The organism is Thalassoroseus sp., from assembly GCF_984380535.1.
In genome coordinates this window covers 36433-59596 of record NZ_CFHRBF010000002.1, presented here as the reverse complement: position 1 = coordinate 59596, position 23164 = coordinate 36433, and the positions used below count along the sequence as shown (strand labels likewise).

Annotated in this window: 20 protein-coding genes; 11 read left to right on the top strand and 9 right to left on the bottom strand. The window is 53.9% G+C overall.

Features of this window, described 5'->3' with window-relative positions:
* Positions 1-153 precede the first annotated feature (153 nt).
* From AC5DDB_RS02570 to AC5DDB_RS02545, 6 genes are all read left to right on the top strand, one after another.
* Entirely contained in the window at positions 154-1371 is a 1218-nt protein-coding gene (locus AC5DDB_RS02570) for a hypothetical protein (RefSeq protein ID WP_491738107.1), read from the top strand.
* 344 nt (positions 1372-1715) lie between these two features.
* Positions 1716-2033 carry a hypothetical protein gene (locus AC5DDB_RS02565; protein WP_491738106.1) on the top strand — a complete coding sequence of 106 codons (318 nt, stop codon included), beginning with the start codon at positions 1716-1718 and terminating at the stop codon, positions 2031-2033.
* A gap of 42 nt (positions 2034-2075) precedes the next feature.
* Complete coding sequence (locus AC5DDB_RS02560; RefSeq protein ID WP_491738105.1) at positions 2076-3107, top strand: sugar phosphate isomerase/epimerase family protein; 1032 nt, start codon at positions 2076-2078, stop codon at positions 3105-3107.
* Between the two features lie 89 nt (positions 3108-3196).
* Entirely contained in the window at positions 3197-4336 is a 1140-nt protein-coding gene (locus tag AC5DDB_RS02555) for a Gfo/Idh/MocA family protein (RefSeq protein WP_491738104.1), read from the top strand.
* A gap of 144 nt (positions 4337-4480) precedes the next feature.
* The gene (gene greA, locus AC5DDB_RS02550) at positions 4481-4960 is read left to right on the top strand and encodes a transcription elongation factor GreA (RefSeq protein WP_491738103.1); all 480 of its coding nucleotides are present in this window, start codon (positions 4481-4483) and stop codon (positions 4958-4960) included.
* 55 nt (positions 4961-5015) lie between these two features.
* Positions 5016-6257 (top strand): outer membrane protein assembly factor BamB family protein, encoded by a 1242-nt coding sequence (locus tag AC5DDB_RS02545; RefSeq protein WP_491738102.1) that lies wholly within the window; start codon positions 5016-5018, stop codon positions 6255-6257.
* A 680-nt stretch (positions 6258-6937) separates the two neighbouring features.
* Here AC5DDB_RS02545 and AC5DDB_RS02540 read toward each other — a convergent pair.
* Complete coding sequence (locus AC5DDB_RS02540; RefSeq protein ID WP_491738101.1) at positions 6938-7246, bottom strand: hypothetical protein; 309 nt, start codon at positions 7244-7246, stop codon at positions 6938-6940.
* A gap of 351 nt (positions 7247-7597) precedes the next feature.
* Positions 7598-9667 carry a sigma 54-interacting transcriptional regulator gene (locus tag AC5DDB_RS02535; RefSeq protein ID WP_491738100.1) on the bottom strand — a complete coding sequence of 690 codons (2070 nt, stop codon included), beginning with the start codon at positions 9665-9667 and terminating at the stop codon, positions 7598-7600.
* 506 nt (positions 9668-10173) lie between these two features.
* On the opposite strand from AC5DDB_RS02535, the gene AC5DDB_RS02530 reads away from it, so the two are divergent.
* Positions 10174-11448, top strand: coding sequence for a PQQ-binding-like beta-propeller repeat protein (locus AC5DDB_RS02530; protein WP_491738099.1), 1275 nt, complete (start codon positions 10174-10176; stop codon positions 11446-11448).
* Positions 11449-11646: 198 nt separating this feature from the next.
* Positions 11647-12087 (top strand): hypothetical protein, encoded by a 441-nt coding sequence (locus tag AC5DDB_RS02525; RefSeq protein WP_491738098.1) that lies wholly within the window; start codon positions 11647-11649, stop codon positions 12085-12087.
* Positions 12088-12249: 162 nt separating this feature from the next.
* On the opposite strand, the gene pheS is transcribed toward AC5DDB_RS02525, so the two are convergent.
* From pheS to AC5DDB_RS02495, 6 genes are all read right to left on the bottom strand, one after another.
* Positions 12250-13251, bottom strand: a complete 1002-nt coding sequence (gene pheS, locus AC5DDB_RS02520) for a phenylalanine--tRNA ligase subunit alpha (protein WP_491738097.1) — start codon at positions 13249-13251, stop codon at positions 12250-12252.
* Between the two features lie 161 nt (positions 13252-13412).
* Positions 13413-13769, bottom strand: a complete 357-nt coding sequence (rplT, locus tag AC5DDB_RS02515) for a 50S ribosomal protein L20 (RefSeq protein ID WP_491738096.1) — start codon at positions 13767-13769, stop codon at positions 13413-13415.
* Positions 13770-13856: 87 nt separating this feature from the next.
* Positions 13857-14057: a 50S ribosomal protein L35 gene (rpmI, locus tag AC5DDB_RS02510; RefSeq protein ID WP_491738095.1), complete on the bottom strand. Its 201-nt coding sequence runs from the start codon at positions 14055-14057 to the stop codon at positions 13857-13859.
* 268 nt (positions 14058-14325) lie between these two features.
* Positions 14326-15393 carry a flagellar motor switch protein FliM gene (gene fliM / locus AC5DDB_RS02505; RefSeq protein WP_491738094.1) on the bottom strand — a complete coding sequence of 356 codons (1068 nt, stop codon included), beginning with the start codon at positions 15391-15393 and terminating at the stop codon, positions 14326-14328.
* A gap of 29 nt (positions 15394-15422) precedes the next feature.
* Positions 15423-16682 (bottom strand): glutamate-5-semialdehyde dehydrogenase, encoded by a 1260-nt coding sequence (locus AC5DDB_RS02500; RefSeq protein WP_491738093.1) that lies wholly within the window; start codon positions 16680-16682, stop codon positions 15423-15425.
* A gap of 98 nt (positions 16683-16780) precedes the next feature.
* Complete coding sequence (locus AC5DDB_RS02495; protein ID WP_491738092.1) at positions 16781-18103, bottom strand: PP2C family protein-serine/threonine phosphatase; 1323 nt, start codon at positions 18101-18103, stop codon at positions 16781-16783.
* 321 nt (positions 18104-18424) lie between these two features.
* Between AC5DDB_RS02495 and AC5DDB_RS02490 the strand changes: the two genes are divergently transcribed.
* Positions 18425-18886: a PEGA domain-containing protein gene (locus AC5DDB_RS02490; protein WP_491738091.1), complete on the top strand. Its 462-nt coding sequence runs from the start codon at positions 18425-18427 to the stop codon at positions 18884-18886.
* 96 nt (positions 18887-18982) lie between these two features.
* Here AC5DDB_RS02490 and AC5DDB_RS02485 read toward each other — a convergent pair whose 3' ends face one another.
* Positions 18983-21130, bottom strand: a complete 2148-nt coding sequence (locus AC5DDB_RS02485) for a thioredoxin-like domain-containing protein (protein ID WP_491738090.1) — start codon at positions 21128-21130, stop codon at positions 18983-18985.
* Between the two features lie 561 nt (positions 21131-21691).
* On the opposite strand from AC5DDB_RS02485, the gene AC5DDB_RS02480 reads away from it, so the two are divergent.
* Together AC5DDB_RS02480 and AC5DDB_RS02475 are read left to right on the top strand one after the other, a co-directional pair.
* Positions 21692-22717, top strand: coding sequence for a DUF1573 domain-containing protein (locus AC5DDB_RS02480; protein WP_491738089.1), 1026 nt, complete (start codon positions 21692-21694; stop codon positions 22715-22717).
* A gap of 130 nt (positions 22718-22847) precedes the next feature.
* A complete protein-coding gene (locus AC5DDB_RS02475; RefSeq protein WP_491738088.1) occupies positions 22848-23138 on the top strand; it encodes a hypothetical protein in 291 nt (96 codons plus the stop codon).
* The last annotated feature ends 26 nt before the right edge of the window (positions 23139-23164 follow it).

Sequence of the window (23164 nt, the reverse complement as noted above, 5' to 3'; positions counted from 1 at the left end):
ACCGAAGTTGCCGCCTGGAGACAGCCGCATTCACCCTTGATTTTCGATAGCTTTGAAATTCCTAGCCGAAACAGTCAGAATGCCGGTTCACACCGAATCCCCATGATTTCAACCGGCTTTTCGCCGGACAAGTTTTCTCCAGGAGATTGACCGATGGCGAATGTCGCTCAGTTAGCTGCCGATGCATTGACCGAGAACCGTGGCGTGTTCCGTTTGGCCCCGACATGGGTTCCACGCTCGTTCCTTCAACCCGGACGCCGGTTGAAGTTGCACCCGGCCGATTATTACGCTCTGGGCATGGATCGCGGCGGGATCGACGAACGCTGGTTCGGTTCCACGACCGAAGCCGCCAACGAGAACCGCAATGAAGACGAAGGTCTGTCGTACTGTGTGTTCAACGGCGAAAAGTTCCTGCTGCGAGATGCGGTCGCCGAGTTGAAGTCGGAGATCATCGGCGACCACATTTGGGACACCTACGGCAAATGGCCCGTGTATTCCAAGTTTTTCGACAACATGGGGCCAATTCCGCACCACATGCACCAAAATGCGGAACAAGCCAAGAAAGTTGGTCAGGAAGGCAAGCCGGAGAGTTACTACTTCCCGCCGCAAATGAACGCCATCGGCAACAATTTTCCGTACACATTCATGGGGTTGGAACCGGGAACAACCAAGCAAGACGTGATCGATTGTCTCGATCGGTGGAACGAAGGCGATAACGGCATTCTCGATCTGTCCAAGGCATACCGCCTCAAACCCGGCACCGGTTGGTTGATTCCGCCGTGCGTGCTGCACGCACCCGGTTCGCTGGTCACCTACGAACCGCAATGGGGTAGCGACGTGTTCGGTATGTACCAGTCGCTTGTGGAAGGCCGGATGGTTCCGCGTTCGTTACTGACCAAGGACTTCCCGGAAGAATACCACAACGACAACTCCTACCTCGTCGAAGCTCTCGACTGGGAAAAGAACGTCGATCCGAATTTCAAAGATTCCAATTACCTCGAACCGGTTGTCTCTGAAGAGGGGGACGGTTGGGTCGACAATTGGATCGTCTACGGCAAAGTCGACGGTGAGCAACTCTTCACCGCGAAAGAACTCACTGTCCAACCCGGTACAAAATGTACGATTGCCGATGGCGGAGCGTTCAGTTGGATCACCGTCCAAGGTGAGGGCAAGGCCAACGGTCTGAAGTTGCAAACGCCGGCGATGATCCGCTTCGGCGAGATGACCGAAGACGAAATTTTCGTCACCGCGAAAGCCGCCGGCGAAGGCGTGACCTTCGAGAACACCGGCACCGAACCACTCGTCGGCCTGCGCTACTTCGGCCCCAACGCCCAACCCAACGCACCCGCAATTGGTGCTTATAAGAATTAGTTGAACTAGGTCTTTCAATCCAAGCTGACGGCATGCCGTCAGCTTAGTCGAAATGAGATCGGCCTATGACGGAAGTCAAGTTTACAGGCAAATGGTGGCTTGTCACGTGGACAACCTTTGGTACTTGGTTGCCAGGTGATCCACGCGGCTTCCAAACGTGGCGGAAACGAGAGTATGTCCCCCCACCTAGACGCTATGCACAGCCTGACGAGGTGCCCTATAACGCATCAGATTATCATTTCCGGCATCAACGAGCGAAGACTCGTTTGTCGCAACCTCCAGTGTTTTTGACTTTGAACCAGACAGAAACAGCTCGTGACGCAATTCTGCACGAGCTAGGCCAAATGCCAATGGTACCTGCGATTTTGGCTATTGATTCCATTCATGTGCATCTTCTCGCTCAATTTCGAATACGGATTCGTTCTGCGGTCGGTCGCCTGAAAATGCGAGCAACGAAATGGTTACATGAACGTGGTTTTGAGGAAAATCGCGTTTGGGTTCGAGTCTGCCATATGAAATCGAAAGACACACGCGACGCGATGATCGCTGCGTTCACATATATCCACAACCATCAAGATGAAGGTGCACTCGTCCACGATTGGCAGCATCCTTTGTTCGACGGAATCAGAAAGTCCCAAGCCGACGGCATGCCGTCGGCTTAGATGCAAGTTGATCCATGAACCTCTGAATGAAAGTATCACGAAATGCCCCACACGCTTCCGAAATTGCATAATGCCATGTGGCCGGGTTTGGTTGGGAAAGGCGGTGAAGAGCCGGGTGCCGAACCACCGATTAGTCTTGATCGCATGCTCGAATTGACCGCTGCTGCCGAAGTCGATGGCCAAAAATTCGAAGGGATCGATTACTTCCTATTCCACCCCCACACCGATCCCGATGCGAGTGACGATGAGTTGAAAGCCATCGCCGACAAAATCGCCGGTCACAATCTGGCCGTTGGTTCGCTCGTTGCCCCGATCTGGCCGGGCACGGTGGGTGATTCGGCAATGGGCGATGACGAACAACAACAGAAGTTCCTCACCGCGATCGAGAAAGCCTGCCGGATCGCAAAAGTTTTCAACGAACATGGCGTGCGGAAGTATGGCGTGATTCGTATCGACTCCGCCGGTGGCCCGGACGAGTGGTACAAAGACCCGGCCACCAACACGAAGCGAATCGCCGATACGTTCCAGAAAGCTGCCAAAATCGCGGCTGATCATGGCGAACGATTGGCTGCCGAAGGCGAAATCTGTTGGGCGGGAATGCACTCGTGGAAGAACATGGTTGACTTGCTCGAAGCGGTCGACATGCCCGAAACGCTCGGCTTCCAAGCGGACTTGGCCCACACTTATCTTTATCTGCTCGGTGTGAACGCCCCCGAACACAAGTTGCTCAGCGAAGGGTATTCCGAAGACGAGTTCTGGGCCGCCTACAAACAAATGACCGATGCCCTACGACCGTGGACCATCGATTTCCACGTGGCCCAAAACGACGGCAGTGTGCATGGGACCGGCAGTCACGATAAGACCGGTCGTCACTGTCCCGCCGACGATCCGAACGGCAAACTCGACATCGTGAAGTGTTCGGGTTATTGGTTGCAAGATGCCCAATCGCGTGGCATTCAGCACATCTGCTGGGACGGCTGCATGTTCCCGAACGCCATGCTTGAAAAAGCGGAAACCTGGAACACCATCCTCAAAACCATGATGGAAGTCCGCGACGCCCACGGCTGGGATTAGAGCGGAACCGCATCAAAGATTCACATCAGGGGTAGATAGTTGTGTCTGCCCTATCAGCTTAATCGAAGAACCTCACTAGGGAGTCAACAATGACGAAGCCGCTCAATATCGGCATGATTGGTTATGGTTTCATGGGGAAAGCGCATACGAATGCGTATGCGTCAGCGAACCACTTTTTCCCAGAGTTGGAATACAAACCGGTCTTGAAGGCTGTTTGTGCACGGAACAAGGACAAGGCTCAGGTGTTCGCCGATACCTGGGGTTATGAATCGATCGAAACGGATTGGAAAGACCTGTTGAAACGGGACGATATCGACGCCGTCGATATCTGCACGCCGAACAACTTGCACAAAGAAATCGCCATTGCTGCCGCCGAGGCTGGCAAAGCGATTCTGTGCGAGAAGCCACTCGCGATGAACGTCGCTGAAGGCGAAGAGATGTGCGAAGCCGTCGAGAAAGCCGGCGTGCCAAACATCGTCTGGTACAACTATCGTCGTCTCCCCGCCGTGACATTGGCGAAAAACTTGATCGAAGAAGGCCGACTCGGTCGCATCTTCCACTATCGTGCCAACTTCCTTCAAGACTGGACGATCAACGAAGATGTCCCGCAAGGCGGAGCGGCAACTTGGCGACTCGATGCCGAAGCGGCTGGTTCCGGTGTGACCGGCGACTTGCTCGCACACTGCATTGACACCGCGATTTGGCTCAACGGTCTGGTCAAAGATGTCAACGCCATGACCGAGACCTTCGTCAAAGAACGTCCCGATGCCGAAACCGGCGAGAAACGTCCGGTGAAAATTGATGATGCCTGTACCTTCATGTGTCATTTCCAGAACGGCTCGTTGGGCTTGTTCGAGTCGACACGTTACGCTCGCGGGCACAAAGCGTTGTACACCTTCGAGGTCAACGGCGAAAAAGCCTCGTTGAAGTGGGACCTGCACGATTTGCATCGTCTCGAGTATTTCGATCACGCGGACGATTCCGTGGTACGAGGTTGGCGGAACATTCACGTCTCTGACGGCGATCAGCCGTACCTCGATCACTGGTGGGTGCCGGGTTTGCAGATCGGCTACGAACATAGCTTCATTCACCAAGTCGCCGACTTCCTCGCCGGTTACGAGAAAGGTAACCCGGTCGCACCGACCTTCCGCGATGCCCTAGAAACTCAGAAAATCTGTGATGCGGTTCTACAGAGTGCACAGGATCGGTCATGGGTGGAAATTAGTTAGCTACTTGCATCTCCGGCGACGAAGTCGCTAGGATGTTCTGATCTTCAAACGACATACCACGATGGTCGCGTGCCCCTGCACCGACCATCGTTGCTTTCGTTAACAGCAACAACGACAGACTTTCCCTCTCTCGTGGAGACCGTCATGGATCGGCAACCCATTAGCCGTGAAGGCTATGAAAAACTCAAAGAGGAAATCGCCAAGCTCGAAGAGCAAAAGGCGGAAGTCACAGAGATGATCAAACTCGCCCGTGAAGAAGGCGACCTCAGCGAGAACGCCGAATATCATGGCCAACGTGAAAATCAAGGCATGATTCAGGCGAAGATCAATCAACTCAAAAGCAAGTTAGCGAGTTGTTACATCGTCGATCGGTCTTCGATGCCGAAAGGCGTGGTCGGCTTTGGTTCGATTGTGACTGTCAAAGATCTCTCGGACGGTATGGAAGAGCAATACGAGTTGGTCGGTCCTGGTGAGGAAGACTACAGCTGCGAACCCATGAAGATTCTCACCAACAGCCCGATCGCAGAAGGCTTGACCGGTAAGAAGGTGGGTGATCGAGCGGAAATCGAGATCCCCAGCGGCAAACTCCAAATGGAGATTACCGCGATCCAGGACCCGGAATAGAACGTGTCCTGTTGCTCCATTTGCGCTCCGTCTTGATTCTTCGAAAGTCTTTCTGATGAGTCGAATTTCGCTGGCCGTTGTCGCGATTTTGCTTGTTTGCCAACCGACAGTTTGGGCAACTGATTGGACAGAGTTTCGGGGACCGACCGGCGAAGGCATCACGACCGCGACCGGTTTGCCGTTAGAATGGGGGCCGGATAAGAACGTCGTCTGGAAGACCTCCGTGCCCGGTTTGGGATGGTCCTCGCCGATTGTTCTGGGAGATCGAGTTTTCCTAACGACGGCTGTCGGGGCGGAAGATCAACAGAGCGGTCCGCAGGAACTCCGGGCGTTGGCATTTGACGTCAGCACTGGCAAACTTTTGTGGAATGTTGAAGTCTTTACTCCCAAAGAGACTTCCATGCACCAAAAGAACAGCCATGCCAGTCCAACGCCGATTACCGACGGTGAACACATCTTCGTTCATTTCGGAACCTACGGGACGGCGGCACTCGCGACCGATGGAACCGTTCTTTGGCGACAGTCAAAGATTGACTATCGCATGCAGCATGGCACCGGTGGTTCGCCGATTTCGGTGGACGACCTGCTCATCTTCAGCTGCGATGGGTCGGATGTGCAATTCATGATCGCTCTCGATAAAGGAACCGGCAAAATCCGCTGGAAGAAAGATCGTCCCGCAATTGCCAACTCGCGGAAGTTCTCGTTTAGCACACCGCTCGCCATCGAAGTGGATGGCCAAACGCAAGTCGTGAGTCCGGCGACAGATCAGGTCGTCGCATATGCACCGGCCGATGGCAAAGAACTGTGGACGGTGCCCTACTCCGGTTACTCCGTAATTCCCCGGCCTGTCTACGGCGGTGGTTTACTCTATCTCGCGACAAGCTACAACAACTCGGAACTCCTTGCCGTCCGTCCTGGTAGTCGGGATGCGGAAGCGAAAATCGTCTGGCGACTGCAACGCGGTGCCCCACATACGCCCTCGGTCGTGTATCACGATGGACTCGTGTTTCTAGTGAGTGACCGTGGGATCGGTAGTTGCGTGGATGCCGAAACGGGCGATATCCTCTGGCAGAAACGCGTGGGCGGGAACTACTCCGCATCGCCGCTGCTTAGTAAAGACCGTGTGTATTTTCAAAGCGAGCAAGGCGTGGCGACGGTGGTTCGTGCTGCAGGCGAATACGAAGTGCTGGCTACCAATGACATGAAAGAACGCACGTTCGCCTCATATGCAGTCGTGGGAAACGACTTCTTGATTCGCACCGAGACACAACTGTATCGCATCTCGGCGGCTCCCTAACGATTCTTGCAATCGAGTCGCGTTACCAGCGAATTCCAATCTCGTTCTGGACAAGTACGCCAGGTTCCGCGCTGCGGATCACCTGAGTCACGAGACGTTTGGTGTCGAGGTCTCGACATACGCCTGTCACAAGTACATGGTTTCCTTCGCAGAGGATTTCAAGCTGCTGAACCCTTCGTCCTGTCACGGACCGTACACTGTGTAGCAACTCCTCAGTTGAGGCGACCGCCCCGTAGATATCCGACTGATCGGACGACAAGGCGAAGTCTAGGCAGTAAGTGGACATCATATCTCCAGGCGAAGTGATTTTCCGAATGGATGCAAAGATTGGAAGCCGTAGTGCTCGCGGGGTTCGGAGCAATCGAGGCTCTCTGGCATCTGATGACCGAACGATTGGCAAGTTGCATGCCAGACCCGGTAGAACCCGGATTCTCGAATGAGACGCTGACACACCGCCGTCTCTAATTTGCCCTATGAACACCGAAATTCACTGTCGATTTCGCAAATTTCGATCGCTGGGAAATCACTTCGCGGCGTCCGAGCGAGTTGTGACCGTTTTGCGGTTGAGTTTGTCACGTCGAGCAGAATTGATTGTCGTTCCGACAAAACTGAGCGCGCAAAAAGAAAGCCTCCGAAAACAATCGGAGGCTTGGAAAAATAAATGTCAGTTGATGGGATGACTAATCGTCGAGGAATTCCAAAGCGTCGTCGAATTCGTCTTCCTCGTCTTCCATCTGCTCAGGGCCATGATCGTAGCAATCGCTATCGTGCCACAATGGTAGACCAGCAGCGTATCGAGCAGCGAGCATTTTCACTTTGTCTTCCGAACCCGGTTTGGCTTCGGTCGGCGTATGTGGATTCAGGCTGAGTGGATCGAAGTCTTCATCTTCGAAATAGCCTTCGTAATCCGAGATGTAGGCGACACCTTCATCTTCTGGGAGTCGCTCTAACTCGTCGTCGGCTTGATAAGAGAACGAAGCATTGCTCACAGTCCCTGACCTCCTAAAATCGTCAGCTTGTGTGGGGTAAAAATAGTCCAGTCCGCAACTCTACACGCTTATGGAAACAATGACGGGAAAAAAGCCTTGGCATCCTGTAGGAAGGCCATGAATTTCCCCGGAAGGAAGACTCGCGTTAATCGACACACGGACGAGGAAGCGCAAAAAGTCAGTGTGCCTTTCGCGGGCAGATGTTTGGCTGGACCGAAACTCTAACGGTGAGAGAATTGTCAGCGGATATCCAAGAATTGTCAACAAAAATCCAATAAAAATTCACATGACAGTGGATTTACTGGCCAGTTGACAACTGACTTCATGGCATCGTGTTCAAATCCGCGAAATTCATCCCCCAGGTGTCGGGCGTTGGACGTCGTATCGTTTCAGCTTGCGGTCGAGTGTCGACCGTTCAATGCCCAAGATTTGAGCCGCTCGGGACTTGTTCCATTCCGTATGTTCCAACGTCGCGAGAATATGTTCTTTCTCGTGTTGCTCGAGCGAGATCTCCCGGTAATCCATATGCGAGCCGTCGCCAGTCGGGATCGAGTGAGAACTATCCTGCACGCCCAAACCGGATAGATGCACGTCTTCGGGCTGAATTTCGGTTTGCCGACACAGGATTACGGCTCGCTCGACCACATTCTGAAGTTCCCGAACGTTGCCAGGCCAGTCGTAGTCCATCAGAATTTGCAAGGCTTGCCGACTGAACCCAGTCACATTTCGTTTGGATCGACGAGCACTACGCTCCAGGAAATAGTCGGCAAGAAGCGGAATGTCCGATTTCCGTTCCCGTAGTGGAACAACGGAAATTTCGACAACGTGGAGACGGAAATACAAATCTTTTCGAAAATCGCCGGCGGCGACCGCTTCCTCAAGATCGCGGTTAGTCGCTGCGACAACTCGGACATTGACCGACACTGCCTCATGTCCGCCGACCCGTTCGAAGGCGTGCCCTTCCAGCACACGTAGAAACTTGGCCTGGATGATTGGGCTCATTTCGCCGACTTCGTCGAGGAACAAGGTTCCTTGATTGGCTTGCTCGAACTTCCCGGATTTTCGCCCGACGGCTCCCGTGAACGAACCTTTCTCGTGTCCGAACAACTCACTTTCGAGCAAGCTTTCGTTGAGAGCCGCACAGTTCATGCAAACGAACGGCCCACGACGACGGTCGCTGTTCTCGTGAATCGCCCGGGCGACCAACTCTTTGCCAACGCCACTCTCGCCACGAATCAAAGTCGTTGCATCGGTCGGAGCAATCCGTGTAATGGTTTCTCGTAAGCTGCGAATCGCGACGCTCTTGCCGACGAGTTGGCTATCCAGTTCCAACTGTCGACGCAGCGTAACGTTTTCGTCTCGGTACCGGGCTGCCGTCGTTGCGAGTGACTCGCGTTCTGTCAGACTTTTCAACGCGAGTGCCATTTGGTCGGCGACGGCGAGGGTGAACTCCAGGTCATCCGGTGACAAACGGTTTTCCATGCTCAAGGCGTAGAGATGGATCACGCCAAAAATTGTTTGCTCAAATTGGATCGGCGCACATAGCACGCTTTCGACGGCGAAGTTGTTGAGACTTTCGCTCTCTGAAAGAGCGCTGTCGTCTGTCACGTCTCGAGCCAGAATGGCTTCGCGATTCTCAAGGACAATTTTGGAAAGGCTCGTCGAAACTCGTTCAAACGATTGGTTTTCCGAACAATCGTAGGCAACCAGCGAGAGTTGCTCGTGGTCGGCATTGCGGGTCACGGGTTCGGAGAGCAGGAAAATCGCCCCGATATCGGCATTGGTTGTCGATCGAACTCCTTCGATCCCCGTCCGACATAACGAGACGGCGTCCTTGGCGGACCCCATTTCCAATCCGAAGCGGTAAAGGTGGGCCAGTTCGAAACTCGTCCGATCGGTAAGTTCGATTTCCTCCGATTCCGTACGGCCGTACCGTGAACTCGATGCCCGATGAACAATCTCGCCGCCTTCCAGCTCGGAACTGCTCGATTGGTCGTCGACTGCGATCACTCCGGAATAGCCAGTGACCGTATCCCCGGTCGGGCGGTCGAGCGGATCGTCCTCGAAAGCTTCGAAGGGTTTGGAAATATCGTGAGTAAAACCAATAGCACACGAGCCGATTTGGATCACTTGGCCATCGAGAAGTTCCCAGTCATCGTGAACAAGATCGCCGTTGACGAGTGTGCCGTTGCGGCTCTTTAAATCGCGAAGCGTCCAAACGGAATCACTGTAGAAAATCTCGCAATGATTCCGACTGCAGACATCATCCCGGAGAACAACGCGATTTGTCGGGGCCCGTCCGAGCGTTGTCACTTGACCGGGAAGCAACCGAAAGACATCTCGCCAGGTTGAACCGTCACGCACGACTAAATAGGCCGTTGTTTCGGAAGTGGCAGTCAAAGGATCGGAACTTGGTGACATGGTCAGAGTCGAAATAGAATATAGACACGAGACCGAAATCCGGTCCGTATGTCTGCGGCGGCTGTGAAAAGTCCGATTGGCGACTAACCTCCGCGAGACAGTGCCCGCAATAGTGAAACGTGTATCGTACAGTGTGGCCCGGGGTTGGTCTGATTCCAGAAAGACCCCTGCACGCTAAATGCGTGTTCGAGGATCGTCTTCCATCGTTAATTCAGAGTGGATGCTGTACAAGTCATCTTAGCATGTCGCGAGCGGATATCGACGTGCCTAATTGAAATAGGATACCCCATTCGGAACAGACCGTTCAAGACCGACACCATGCAATCGTGCGGGAAGGCCCGGTGAGCAACTGGGAAACCTCGGAGAGTTCCGATGCGATACCATTGAAACTACCGGGGGGATTGTCCATTCTATGAACAATTCGCCTGACATCGACCTGACAGTTCGATTCGGCAGACGAATTCTTCATCTTGAGTCAATTCTTGCCTGTTCATATGGGAGCGGACATGTCGACGATCTTTCGACGAATGGTTTGGCTAATCCTCGTTTTCATCGTCGTCAAGTCGGCCTCAGCCGAAAACTGGCCTCGCTTTCGCGGCGACAATGGAACAGGTGTGGTCTCGCTAACCGGTGCTCCAACGAGTTGGAGCCCCGCAGATTACGAGTGGAACCTGGAATTACCCGGCGAAGGGCATTCGTCACCGGTGATTTGGGGCGACAAGTTATTTGTCACGTCGGCGATCGACGAAGGTGCGGTGCGTTACTTGTTCTGCTTGGATGCAGTCACTGGCGAGCAGGAATGGTCACGCATGTTTGCGTTGAATCGCAGTCATAAGCATGAAAAAAGTAGTTGGGCGTCAAGCACCCCAACCACCGACGGCGAAAACGTTTATGTGGCCTTCGCAGATGAAGAAACCTATACCCTGGCCGCTTATGATTTCTCCGGAGAATTGGTGTGGCGACGTCGACTGGGGGCGTTCACTAGCCAACATGGACAGGGAGTCTCGCCAATTGTCTATCAGGGAATGGTGATTCTTCCCAACGATCAAATGGGACCGAGTTCGATCATCGCCGTCGATGCGAAAACCGGTCGCACGGTTTGGAACACCCTACGGGACTACCGTCGCACCAGTTATGCGACACCGATGATTCTCGAGCAAGACGGGCAACCGACACAGTTGATTTGTGTCAGTGGTGCAACCGGCGTCAGCAGTCTGGACCCGCTCACCGGCGAAACCTATTGGCAAACCGGCGAGTTTCCGATGCGAACCGTCGCCTCCCCGGTTTACGGCGGCGGTTTGATCTTCGCCAGTTGTGGCGGTGGCGGAAAAGGATCGCTGCTCATTGCAGTCGATCCAACGCTTTCGAAGGACTCCTTCAAAGAAGATGCCGACCGCATCGCTTACAGTCGAGAACGCATCCTACCTTATGTCCCGACACCGGTGGCGTACGAAGATCACATCTATTTGTGGAATGACAACGGAGTGGTCAGCTGTATCGAGGCGAAAGACGGCAAGAATGTTTGGACGCAGCGAGTTGGCGGAAACTATAGCGGTTCCCCGGTTTGCATTGATGGAACATTGTACGCGATGAGTGAGGCTGGCACGGTCCACATTGTCAAAGCCAGTCCCGAATATGAGAAACTCGGCGAGATTGAACTTGGTGACCCGAGTCATGCCACGATTGCGGTTGCCAACGAACGTCTCTACTTCCGCACTTTCCACCGTCTAATTTCACTCAAAGTCAATACGCAAGATGCCGTGGATGACGAGGTTCGGTAAAGTTCGGGAATTCGTTTCTATAGAATTCTCACGGGTGATTCGATTCGTTATCATGGAGTGTAACGCTCGTCGAGATGGAAGAGGGGTTGAGCTTCAGCTCCAAACTTTCTTGGGCCTCCGATGACGTGATCGAGGATAACGGAACGGTTCTTTTCTTCTTCGCTCTTCGTTCACATTCGTAACGCCAAGGAAGCGTTCATGCCTGCATGGCCCGGGGGCGATTGCCCAAACTGCGGTGACGACATGCCGGCCAACCTTGTCCGGTGCCGAAGTTGTCGTTCTTTGCTCAACAACGATTTGCACACCGATACGGTTGATATTCCGGCATTTATTCCGCTTCAGGAGATCGCCACGATGGTGGATGTCGAACCCGAGGGGTACTTTATCGACTGCCCCAAATGCGCGCGAGAACTCCGGATCGCCAAGAAGTATCTCGGTGAGTACGTTGGCTGTAAGTTTTGCCAAGAAGGTTTCATTCCGGACTTGGGAGATCCACAACTGATCTCGCTGTTCTTCTATACGCGATGCCCGGAATGTGAAGAGGAATTACGCGTGGCACGGAAGTATATTGGCCAGAAGGTGGCCTGTAAGTACTGCAGCGGCAAGATTCACTTCGTGCAACCGAGTCGAAAGTCCTAGTCCATCTCCACGGTTTCGTGTGTCCGCAGTTAGACACGCCACATCCGATGGCTGGAGCACTTCCCCAAGACAGCATTCGCTACGAAGAACGGAAATGACTCTCACCCCGTTCATGCCAACAAAAGAAGCCACGACGTAATCAATCGTGGCTTGGGCGTTTGCTTAGAACTGACTCAGGAATCGCACGTTGTTTTCGTGGAATCGTCGAATGTCGGTGATGTTGTGGCGTCGCATGCAGAATCGCTCGATGCCAAGACCGAACGCAAAGCCGGAGACTTCTTCGGGGTCGTAGCCGACTGCACGCAGCACGTTGGGATCGACCATGCCGGCTCCACCAATTTCCATCCAACCGCCCTGCCAGCTCACATCGACTTCCACCGACGGTTCGGTAAACGGAAAGAACGACGGACGAAACCGGACTTCGACATCGTCACCCAAGTAGGACTTAGCAAATAAACTCAATACAGTTTTGAGTTGAGCCATTGTGACATGGTCACCAATCATCAGTCCCTCCATTTGGTGGAACATGAAGTGGTGAGTGTCGTCAATTTTATCCGGTCGGTAGACCCGCCCCAACGAGACAATCCGAATTGGCGGTTTGTGTTGCTCCATGACCCGGATTTGCACGGTCGAAGTCTGACTTCGCAGCAGAACCGGTCCACCCGTCGACGCCTCCGCAGCAGCCAGGTAGAAGTTATCGAGCGGATCGCGAGCGGGGTGTTCCTCGGGAATGTTGAGGGCCACGAAGTTGTGAGTCTCGTCTTCGATCTCCGGCCCTTCAACAGCCGTAAAGCCGAAGCGACCCATCAGTTCTTTGAACTCGTCGATCGTCTGGGTAATGACGTGACGACGTCCCAACGCAAGCGGTTCGCCAGGAAGCGTCAGGTCGATTGCACTCAATGCGACCGCTGGCTTTTCGAGTTCGGCTTTCCGCTCTTCGAGCAGTTGGCCAACGCGTAGTTTGACCTCGTTGAACTTCTTGCCAACGACGGGGCGGTCTTCCGGGGCTGATTTGCCCACGGCTTTCTGCAGGTCGCGGAGTCGGCCCTTCTTCTGGCCCAGAAACTCCACGCGTGCCGCTTCAAGTTCATCCGCAGATGAAGCCGCTCGGAACGCCTCGAGAGCGGCGGCTTCGTATTCGGAGAAGGCTTCCAAAGCTTCCATAATCTGCTTCGCCTTCACAAGTTACGTTACTGCGGGCGATTGGTGGGGCCGATGTGCCGAGTGGAGGAAACGCTTGAGAAAATGGGAACGGGTGCTTCCGATCAGGAGTCGCACCTCGGTTCCCGTGTCAAGCTGGCATGTGTGTGCGGAGTCGGGTGACTCTACGCACCCAGTTTCGTTTTCACAGCGTCGACAACTTCAGCAAACACTTCCGGTTCGCTGTAGGCGAGTTCGCTAAGCGATTTGCGATTCAGTTCGATCTCGGCTTGTTTCAGGCCGAAGATGAATCGGGAATACGACAAACCATGCATCCGGCAAGCTGCGGTGATCCGGGTGATCCACAGAGCGCGGAAGTCACGTTTTTTGACGCGACGATCCCGGTAGGCAAATTGCCGGGAACGAATGATCGTTTCTTTGACGCTTCGCAGCAATTTGCCGCGACCGCCCCGGTTGCCTTTGGCTTCTTTGAATAGACGCTTCTTCGAACGATGACGCGCCTTCCCCGATGTTACTCTCATGTCTAATCCAACGAATCAATCAAAGTTGTGGATGAATGAAGAAACAATCCCGGCGTTTGTATGGCACACAGGCCAACACGAAACGGACTACATTCCGGGGGCTAATGCTTCAATAACGGTTTTCGCTTCGGTGCCGGAAATGACATTGTCGGCACGAAGATGTCGCTTCCGTTTGCCGTTCTTGTGGCTCAATTTGTGACCACGATAGGCACTACGGTGCTTGATTTTCCCGGAAGCGGTTACACGAAAACGCTTCTTCATTCCCTTATGGGTTTTTTGCTTAGGCATGACAAGCACGCTACCGGCTAGATACGAAATCTGGTTGGTTCAATACGAAATTTTCCCACCAAGCTGGGCGGGAAATCGTGAGTATAGCAAGCCAATTGAAGTTGGACACCCTATGTGGGGCGAAAAATCCCGGTAGCCGTCAAATTTCTCCAAGAACCTATCGGTTCCAGACCATTTGCCGGTCTTTCGTGCTCGCCGGGAAGACGAAATCGACTTGGTATCCAAGCTTTCATGAGACATCGACGGCTACGAGCATACGTCAATTGCTCTAGCCATTGGTGGGGGCTGGTTCACTGGCTCGCTGTTCTGCATCTCGAACTTTTTCGTCAATTAAGTCCTGTGGACGCGATATGATATCCCCAATTCGAATCGCTTTTTTCGATTTCAGGACACCTGGGTATGCAGTAAACATCGGACGACCTTCGATAAGAACCGTCAAAGCCGTCGTTTGGTCTTGCTCGGTGGTAATGATGTCACCGACCGCTAGTGTCGCCAAATCGCCGGCGGAGATCGTTGTTTCCGCCAGGTGCACCACAATTTCGACACCCGCACTCGCCATGTGCGATTCCAGATTCAGACGCTGCCGGGTGTCCGCTGATTTCTTGGTGTAAGCAGACCAAGTGTCTGACGAAAGTTTCCCCGCAAGCGGTTCGATCGTGTTGAAGGGAATACACAGGTTCATAATTCCCCGAATATCGCCCATTGTCAGTTCAAAACTGATCAGTACGATCACTTCGTTTGGCGGCACAATTTGTACGAGTTGCGGGTTGCTCTCGACTTGTTCGACGGACAGCTTCAGTTCGCACAGTCGGATCCAAGCATTTTCCAGTCCGCGGATGGCAAGGTCGGTGATTCGCCCGACGAGGCCGGTTTCGATGTCGGTGAGTGGTCGGGAAGGGATCGCATGTCGCGATTCTTTTCCACCGCCGAGAAGTCGATCGAAGATCGGGAAGATGATCGAAGGATTCAGATCGAGAATCAGGTGGCCGTCGAGTCCGTCGGAACGCATCAAGTTGAAGCAAGTTGGGTTTTCGACGCTGAAGACGAATTCGCTGTAGGTAAGTTGGTCGACACTGATCAGTTTGACTTCGACGATCGTTCGCAACATCGACGACAGCGACGCACCAAATTCGCGTCCGAATCCGTCGTGCAGGGCTTGGAAGGCCCGCATCTGCTCTTTACTGACGCGTTCGGGGCGTTTGAAGTCGTAGACATTGATCGCCCGACCGCCAGTGCCCGCAGCAGTCGCCGGTTTGTTCTTCTTCTTTTTTTTGTTGCTCGGCCCTAGCGCAGCCAGGAGCGATTCGACCTCACCTTGACTGAGAACATCCGCCATCCTTGGCTTCTCCTCTATTCACATCGTGATCAGCTTCGGATCTGACCCGTGCCGTGGACGATGTATTTGTAGCTGGTGAGTTCCCGCAGACCGCACGGCCCACGAGCGTGAAACTTGTCTGTGCTGATGCCAATTTCCGCTCCCAGGCCCAACTCGCCGCCATCGTTGAACCGTGTGGAGGCATTGACCACGACCGCAGACGAATCGACCGCAGCAGTGAACCGCTGAATCGCAGCGACATCCTGCGACACGATGGCATCGGTATGATGCGAACCGAACTCATTGATATGTTCAATGGCATCATTCAGGTCGTCGACCACTTTGACAGCAATCGTAAGGCTGAGATACTCGGTTCGCCAATCATCCTCGGTGGCAGGCTGACAGTCGGATACGATCTCACAGGTCCGGGGGCAACCACGTAACTCGACGCCCGATTCCCGCAGTGTTTTCGCCGCGTTCGGCAGAAACTCCGTCGCAATTTTTGCGTGCACTAACAGGGTTTCCGCTGCGTTGCACACGCCAGGTCGTTGGCACTTAGCGTTCACGACGATGTCTTCCGCCATCGCAAGGTCGGCATGCCGATCCACGTAGACATGACAGTTGCCATCGTAGTGTTTGATGACCGGCATCGTAGCTTCAGCGGTGACACGTTCGATCAAACCGCGTCCGCCACGAGGAATTGTGACGTCGATAAACTCGGAGCGTTTCAGGAAATGACCGACCGCTGCTCGATCGGTGGTCTCCACCAATTGCACCGCGTTCGCGGGCAGTCCCGACTCTTCCAATGTGCTGGCCAGCAACTTGTGGAATGCTTGGTTGCTGTGGAATGCTTCTTTCCCGCCTCGCAGAATCACGGCGTTGCCGCTCTTCACGCACAAAGCGGCGGCATCGACGGTGACATTCGGGCGAGACTCGTAAATGAAGAACACCACACCCAACGGCACTCGGACTCGCGAAACCATCAATCCGTTCGGGCGTACGCCACCTTCGATGACTTCACCAACCGGATCAGGCAGCAACGCAATTTGTTCCAACGCCTCAGCGATTCCGGCGATCCGCGATTCGCTGAGTTTCAATCGGTCGATCTCAGCGGAAGTGAGTCCGTATTCGGGGGCTTTGGCGATATCCTTCTCATTGGCTTCCAGCAACTCAGCCGTGCGAGACCGCAACGCGTCGGCGGATTTCCGCAGCCAATCGGCTTTCTGTTGTCCCGTCAACAACGCCAATTCCCGAGAGGCGTTTCGCGCTTGCTGGGCGACTTTCGCGGTATATTGTGCCAAATCGTTCATAGAACACTCAATTAGTCATTCAGGATCAAGCGATGCAGTATCGGCGGTCTGCGGAAGCCTGTCAACGAGACTTCTGACGCGGCCATGTGAAATTCGGTTCAGTCGCGGGGTTGTTTTTCCGGCGGTTTTTTGAGCATTCGTTGACGACGGAAGCGATGGACGCCGAGCATCAGCATGTCGACGGCGACTGTCAGAGAGTTCAATGCCTCGTGAAGTTGGTGCTTCTCAGTGTGGAGTTGAGCCTGCTGGACGGCATGGTTGTACCGTTTCCAGTCGATCTCCCAAGCTTCGTCTTGCGCGGTCCGTTGCAGGTCTTGTTCGAGTCCGGTCAGGACGCTGAGGAATTCCTCGGTGAGAATTGCCGGTGCGGTCTGGTATGGTGGGGACGATGCCTGATTGGCTTTTGCTCGTAGTTTGCTCGGTTGTTTTCGTGATCGCAACCAATAGAGGCAAGCCGCTTCACCAGTCAGTGCGCTCAGACCGATGAGGTTCCGCCCCCAATCCGAGTGGCCAAATCCGTAGGCCATCGCTCCGAATGCGAACAGACACGCGACGGACCACGCCGCCAACAATGGCCACCAAATGCTTTGAGTCGTGTGTTGCTCGCGAGATGGCTCTGGCCGCTTGGGTTCGGGAAGCATTGGGATTTCATGGCCAGTTCCGGTTTCGCCGATTCGGAAAAGCACGATGGTGGTGTTGTCGGTTCCGCCCCGGAGATTCGCGAGATGGGAAAGCAGGCGTGAAGCCTCCGACACCGGCAAGTTCGCAGCGACGATTCCGATCTCCTCATCACTGACATGCGTGGGAAGTCCGTCCGAGCACAGAAGATACGTATCGCCTTCGAGAACCGGAAATGGACCTTCGATGTCGACTGTGACGCTCGCTGAAGGACCGAGCGAACGCGTAATCACATTTCGCGGCTGACGAAGTTGAACCTCCTCCACCGAGAGTTTGCCCGTGCGGATCAGTTCCCATTGCAAGCTGTGATCGAATGTGAGTTGTTCGATCTGGCCATTTCGGATCCGATAACCGCGACTATCGCCAACATGCCCGAACACGACACCGTTCGCCCCCAAGACCGCTGCGGTACATGTCGTCCCCATGTTCAGGAAATCGGGGTTTTGAATGCCTCTTTCATGGATGGCATGGTTAGCCTGTTCGATGGCCTCGCGTAGGGCTTCGCCTTGGGACTCTTCGTTGGATTTGAAGTACACATGGGGCACGGTTTCAGCCGCGATTTTGCTGGCCAATTCCCCGACCGCATGTCCGCCCATGCCGTCCGCCACGAGAAACAGATGGCCGTATTTCCGCCATCGTTCGGCATCCGAGGTCACTTGGACTGCGAACATGTCCTGATTGAGGCGACGCCGAAACCCGACGTCACTCAAAGAGGCGTACTGAAGTTTTTGTCCATATTGCATACGACGCCAAAGGTGTCAGAAAGAAGTCCGAATCTTCTTAGGAAGTTGACGACATCGCGTATTCGTGACTTTGTATTCTATGTTCCATGTCACATCGAATGAAACGGATTCTTACCAGTTCATCAATGTGAAATCCCAGATTGGCAACGGAAAAGCCGCTTTTTACACGTATTCTCGCGTAAAACTCAGTGAGTCAGACTGGTCTTGGCGAGATCTTGCATCCCGGCTAGAATCCCGCTCTCTCATCTCAAGCAAGCGGATTCCATCGAGCCGCTTTCGATTCCAAAATCAACTTCGAACCCATCACAGGTGCCGTCCACTATGGCACACGTTGCACGAGAAATAATCGACAACTCTCGGCAAACGCGAACCGTTATTGGAACGCGTTGGATCGGGTTGTGTCTGTTGGTCGTTCTGTGTCTTGGCCAAGTCGGTTGTGTTCATCGCCGACTGACCATCCGGAGCGATCCACCGGGTGCGTTGGTACTGATTGACGGTACCGAACGTGGCTACACGCCGTACTCGATGGACTTCTATTACTATGGCACCCACGAAATCCAACTCGTGAAACCAGGCTTCGAGACGTTGACAGTTCACCAAAAGGTCTCGAAACCTTGGTATCAGTATTTGCCGATTGAATTCTTTGCTGACAACTTCTGGCCGCATCAGACGACAAACCGCAACGAATTCTTCTATCAAATGCAGCCGCAAGTCCAAGTGCCACTCGAAGACCTGGGCAATCGAGCGAACGGGTTACGTCTCGAATCACAAATCGGCCCGTAACTAATTCTGATCGTAGTCAGGCAACAAGCGGCAGCCAACTGGTTATCGTTGTCCGCCGGCTTGTCTCCTGAGATCTGTGTTCAGGCACGCGGTTCGCTATTTGATTTCGAAGGGATTCGAATCATCGACGGCCGCAGTTTTCGGTATGGGCAACGCGAGTTGAATTTTGCTTTCTTTCGCTGACTTGGCGACAGTCAGTGGAATTGACCATCGGACGGTGTGAAGTTTGCAGAGTCCACTTTCTCCACCGCGACAGTAGCCATAGTTCACGGAAAGCTCGACCGTAGTCGAACCTTCCTGACCAGTCAGCGGCAAAGTGAACGACAATTCGTCGTCGGCAATGTTAAGTGGCTGGCGTTTTCCGAGTTGGTCGGCTGCAACGACCGTTTGATCCGACTTCGTGGAAACCTTCACACGCGCTGGGAACAATTTGTTGACCTTATAACCCTCCGGCAAATTGAGCGAAAACGTGAACGTCGCCGAGCGATTCGCTGCAACCGTTTGAGTCGGGACTTTCTCGGCTGGCGTGTCGGCGAGGTCGTCTTCAGTCTCAGCGACTTTCGGAGCGGTGAGGTTAGGAATCGCTAGCGGTTTAACCGCTTTGGTCTTTAGGTCCGCGACGAGGATGCGGTGATTGTTGGTGTCCGCGATGTAGAGTTGGCCGTTCGCAACAGCCAACCCCGCTGGTTCACTGAGTTGGGCAGTCGGTTCCAGCTTGTCACCCGGTTTTCCGTCGCCGAGCCAAGTCGTCACTTTTCGCGTCTTGATATCAACTTGACGAAGCTTGTGGTTGTAACTGTCTGCCACATAGAGCTTTCCAGCGACGAATGCGATTCCGAGCGGGTGTTGGAATCGTGCCTCGTCAGCCGTTCCATCGACATCCCCAAACTCAAACAGAGTTTGGCCGCGTGGCATTTCGGATGGACCGACGATCGTCTCGGTTTTGCCATCGGGATCTAAATCCAGCTGCCGGATCGAAGAACCTTCGCTGTCGCAGACGTACAGATATTTTCCGTCACTCGCCAAACCTGACGGTTGTGCGAGAGCCGCCGATGCGTGCGGACCGTTAAGTACGTCTTCACGCCCGCTGCCCGAAAACACGCCGATCGAATCGGAACCAAGTTTATGCGACCAGATTTGGTGTGGGCCGGCCATTGCGATATACAACACGCCGTCGGCATGCAGCAGATCCCAAGGGCTGCTGATGGCACTCGTTTTTAGCTTGCCACCGCGATTGCCCCAACGGGCCTGTTCGCCAGTACCGGCTAATGTCGAGACGGTTTTTGTCTCGAGATCGACGGTTCGAATGAGATGGTTTTCCGTATCGGCGACGTACAGTGTCTGCCCAACCAATGCCATGCCCTGCGGGTGATCGAAGGTCGCTTCCGCGTAAGTACCATTTGTCTCGCCAATTTGCCCGGAGCCGATCGTATCCAGCAATTCCCCATTCAATCGGGTGACCACGATCCGGTTGTGATTACTGTCGGAAATAAAGAGGCGATCGTTTTCCGCATCCGCCAGAACTTTGCCGGGGAATCGTAGTGGCGTGGGCTTGGTGTCATTTTGTTCAAGGTTGAACCGCATCGGGGTTTCGTCGAGCGTGCCGGTCGCGCGGTGATACTTCACAAGAGCACCGATCACGGTGTCCAAAGTTTCTCGGTGTCCTTCGCCGGACATCAGCAAGCACGCCTGCCCTTCGGCATCGATCACCAACAAACTCGGCCAAGACCGCACACCGATTCGCCGCCAAATTCGCATGTTGGCGTCGTTGATGACCGGGTGTTTGATTTCGTACCGCAGAATCGCATCGCGAATGTTTTCGGTTTCTTTCTCGTTGTCGAACTTCGCCGAGTGACAACCGATGACTACAAGTTCCTTATCGTACTTCTCTTCGAGGTACTTCAGATCCGGCAGCACATGGATGCAGTTGATGCAGCAATACGTCCAAAAATCAATTAGGACAATTTTGCCACGGAGGTCTTTGAGTTCAATCGGACCCGAAACGTTCAGCCAATCCACCGCTCCGTCGAAAACGTCGGCGGGCATGCGGATCCGGTTCTGCAGCGGGTATTCGACTTCCGCGGCTTTGTCGGCGGCGGGTTTCTTCTCCGGGGCATCTGTGTCTTGAGCTACCGAAAATTGAACTGTCGGGCCAAAACTGCACGCTGCCGCAAGCATTATTAAGAGCAACGGTCGCCAGATCGTTCGCTGTTGTCGGCTGAATTTCAAAGACGCGAAACCCATGTCAAGATCCTTCATTGACCGTGAATTTTGATCGGGGACTGAAAGGTCGAGTCGCCCGGCGATTAGCATTCCTATCGTTTTCAGAAAGTCAGTTTACTCCAATCGTAAGGAGAAACCGACCCTCACGACGGCTTTTTGCGAAATTCATCGGTAAGCGTTGATCCTTCTTTGTCAATTAGAGCGAAAAGACGGTTTCGGTTGCTTCGGATTGCGTAAGATATTCAGGGGATTGAAGTTAACAGTGTATATTGTCGGTGCGATCCGAAAAAGAAAACGTTGACAGAAGGCATCGAACGGGGTAATTTCGGAGAAAGAAAGTGCATGGTTCTGCTTGCAGATTCCGAGGTACTTTTGACAATCCTCTGGGCCGATAGAACAATTCGTCACACACCCCACCGACGGCGGGACGCCTTGGATTGACAATCATGGACGAAATCTGATTCGGAGAGTCTCGATTTCCGGATTTCTACATCGCCCCATCGATTGCCTGATCCGACCGCTGTTTATTGATCGGTCGTTTTCAATTCCGATTGACGACTGTTCCTAACACGTGAGTTTGACATGACTAACTCCATACGTTGCACATTGCTCCTTGCGTGGACTGTCTGCCTATCGACCCCCGCCCTGCTCTCCGCACAGGATTACGAGTGGGCGTACAAGATGTTCGAAGAGCGAGACCACGACTTCGGCACCGTTGCCCGTGGAGCCGAGGTCAGCTACCGCTTCCAATTTAAGAATCTCTACAAAGAGACGCTGCACATCAGCAATGTCCGCACGACTTGCGGTTGCTCGATTGCGCAAGACCCGCCAAAAACGACGTTCCAAAGTTTGGAAAGCGGTTACGTCGAAGTCAAACTCGATACCCGCAAGCACAAACACGAAAAGAAGTCCAACCTCGTCGTGACCTTCGACCGACCGTTCTACGCGGAAGTCAAGTTGCCCTTGAAAGCGTACATCCGTAGTGACGTGGTCTTCACCCCCGGAGCAGCGGAGTTCGGCACGATCGATCTTGGTGCTGGCAAAGAGCAAACCGTCGAAGTGGCGTATGCCGGACGAAGTGACTGGGAGATCAAAGACGTCAAAACCGGCAGCGAATTCATCAAAGCCGAGGTGAAAGAGGTTTCCCGTGGCAACGGGTCGGCGAACTACGTCGTCAACGTGACGATCGCACCCGAAGCCCCTGCTGGCGTGATTCGTGAGCAAATCATGCTCGTCACGAATGACACGACTCCTTACGTGCCATTGTTGGTGCAAGGCCGTGTCGAATCCGACATCACCGTGGCCACACCGGACGTGAAACTGGGTTTGGTCACCTCTGGCCAAGATAAGCCATTCAGTGTGGTCATCCGCGGTAAAGAACCGTTCGAGATCGAAAAGGTCGAGTGCGAAACCGAACTGGGTTGCTTCAAAGTTCGTTTGCCGAAGTCGGCCCGCACGACACACATCATCCCGCTGACGTTCACTGCCCCCGAAGATCGCGGCACCGTCAAAGAGACTTTCACCGTCACCATCGCCGGCCGCAAAGACCCCGTGCAATTCACCGCCTCCGCCGATGTGGTGACCAGCGTCGGACGACCATCGTTCTAGGAAACTCGTGTGCCACGGCTCTGTGAGCTGTGCTCCGAAAATCGATGATCGCTCAACACGGCTCGCAATTTTCGTAGGGTGCGTGCAGCGCAGCGAAACGCACCAAATACCAAACGGCGTCGACAGCACGATGCGTTTCTTCTCTAAGCCCACACTCGGCGGTTGGTTGACAATCGCCAACGGTGTGGCTTGGATTCTGATTTTGGTTCTTCCAGAACTCGTGGGTAATCCGAACGTATTCGCGTTGTTCATCCCAATTGGTTTGCTGCTGTCGTTCCCATTTGTTTGGTGCTGGTGTCTCTTTCCCTCATTGGGCGGCCCGACAATCGCGGATGTGGTCGAAATTGCCATCGTCTTCGGCCTAAACAGCATTGCCTGGGGATACGGTGTCGCGTGGATCGTTCGCAGATACGGTTGGTGATTCTTTTCCAACTTACGTACACAACA

Bases quoted from the DNA above. Each gene is read 5' to 3' on its own strand.
- pheS (WP_491738097.1), bottom strand. From the start codon at position 13,251: ATGGAAGCTTTGGAAGCCTTCTCCGAATACGAAGCCGCCGCTCTCGAG.
- AC5DDB_RS02525 (WP_491738098.1), top strand. From the start codon at position 11,647: ATGCCTGCATGGCCCGGGGGCGATTGCCCAAACTGCGGTGACGACATG.
- AC5DDB_RS02555 (WP_491738104.1), top strand. From the start codon at position 3,197: ATGACGAAGCCGCTCAATATCGGCATGATTGGTTATGGTTTCATGGGG.
- rplT (WP_491738096.1), bottom strand. From the start codon at position 13,769: ATGAGAGTAACATCGGGGAAGGCGCGTCATCGTTCGAAGAAGCGTCTA.
- AC5DDB_RS02490 (WP_491738091.1), top strand. From the start codon at position 18,425: ATGGCACACGTTGCACGAGAAATAATCGACAACTCTCGGCAAACGCGA.
- AC5DDB_RS02480 (WP_491738089.1), top strand. From the start codon at position 21,692: ATGACTAACTCCATACGTTGCACATTGCTCCTTGCGTGGACTGTCTGC.
- AC5DDB_RS02485 (WP_491738090.1), bottom strand. From the start codon at position 21,130: ATGGGTTTCGCGTCTTTGAAATTCAGCCGACAACAGCGAACGATCTGG.
- AC5DDB_RS02530 (WP_491738099.1), top strand. From the start codon at position 10,174: ATGTCGACGATCTTTCGACGAATGGTTTGGCTAATCCTCGTTTTCATC.
- AC5DDB_RS02495 (WP_491738092.1), bottom strand. From the start codon at position 18,103: ATGCAATATGGACAAAAACTTCAGTACGCCTCTTTGAGTGACGTCGGG.
- AC5DDB_RS02560 (WP_491738105.1), top strand. From the start codon at position 2,076: ATGCCCCACACGCTTCCGAAATTGCATAATGCCATGTGGCCGGGTTTG.
- AC5DDB_RS02535 (WP_491738100.1), bottom strand. From the start codon at position 9,667: ATGTCACCAAGTTCCGATCCTTTGACTGCCACTTCCGAAACAACGGCC.
- AC5DDB_RS02565 (WP_491738106.1), top strand. From the start codon at position 1,716: ATGCCAATGGTACCTGCGATTTTGGCTATTGATTCCATTCATGTGCAT.
- AC5DDB_RS02570 (WP_491738107.1), top strand. From the start codon at position 154: ATGGCGAATGTCGCTCAGTTAGCTGCCGATGCATTGACCGAGAACCGT.
- AC5DDB_RS02475 (WP_491738088.1), top strand. From the start codon at position 22,848: ATGCGTTTCTTCTCTAAGCCCACACTCGGCGGTTGGTTGACAATCGCC.
- AC5DDB_RS02500 (WP_491738093.1), bottom strand. From the start codon at position 16,682: ATGAACGATTTGGCACAATATACCGCGAAAGTCGCCCAGCAAGCGCGA.
- AC5DDB_RS02545 (WP_491738102.1), top strand. From the start codon at position 5,016: ATGAGTCGAATTTCGCTGGCCGTTGTCGCGATTTTGCTTGTTTGCCAA.
- greA (WP_491738103.1), top strand. From the start codon at position 4,481: ATGGATCGGCAACCCATTAGCCGTGAAGGCTATGAAAAACTCAAAGAG.
- rpmI (WP_491738095.1), bottom strand. From the start codon at position 14,057: ATGCCTAAGCAAAAAACCCATAAGGGAATGAAGAAGCGTTTTCGTGTA.
- fliM (WP_491738094.1), bottom strand. From the start codon at position 15,393: ATGGCGGATGTTCTCAGTCAAGGTGAGGTCGAATCGCTCCTGGCTGCG.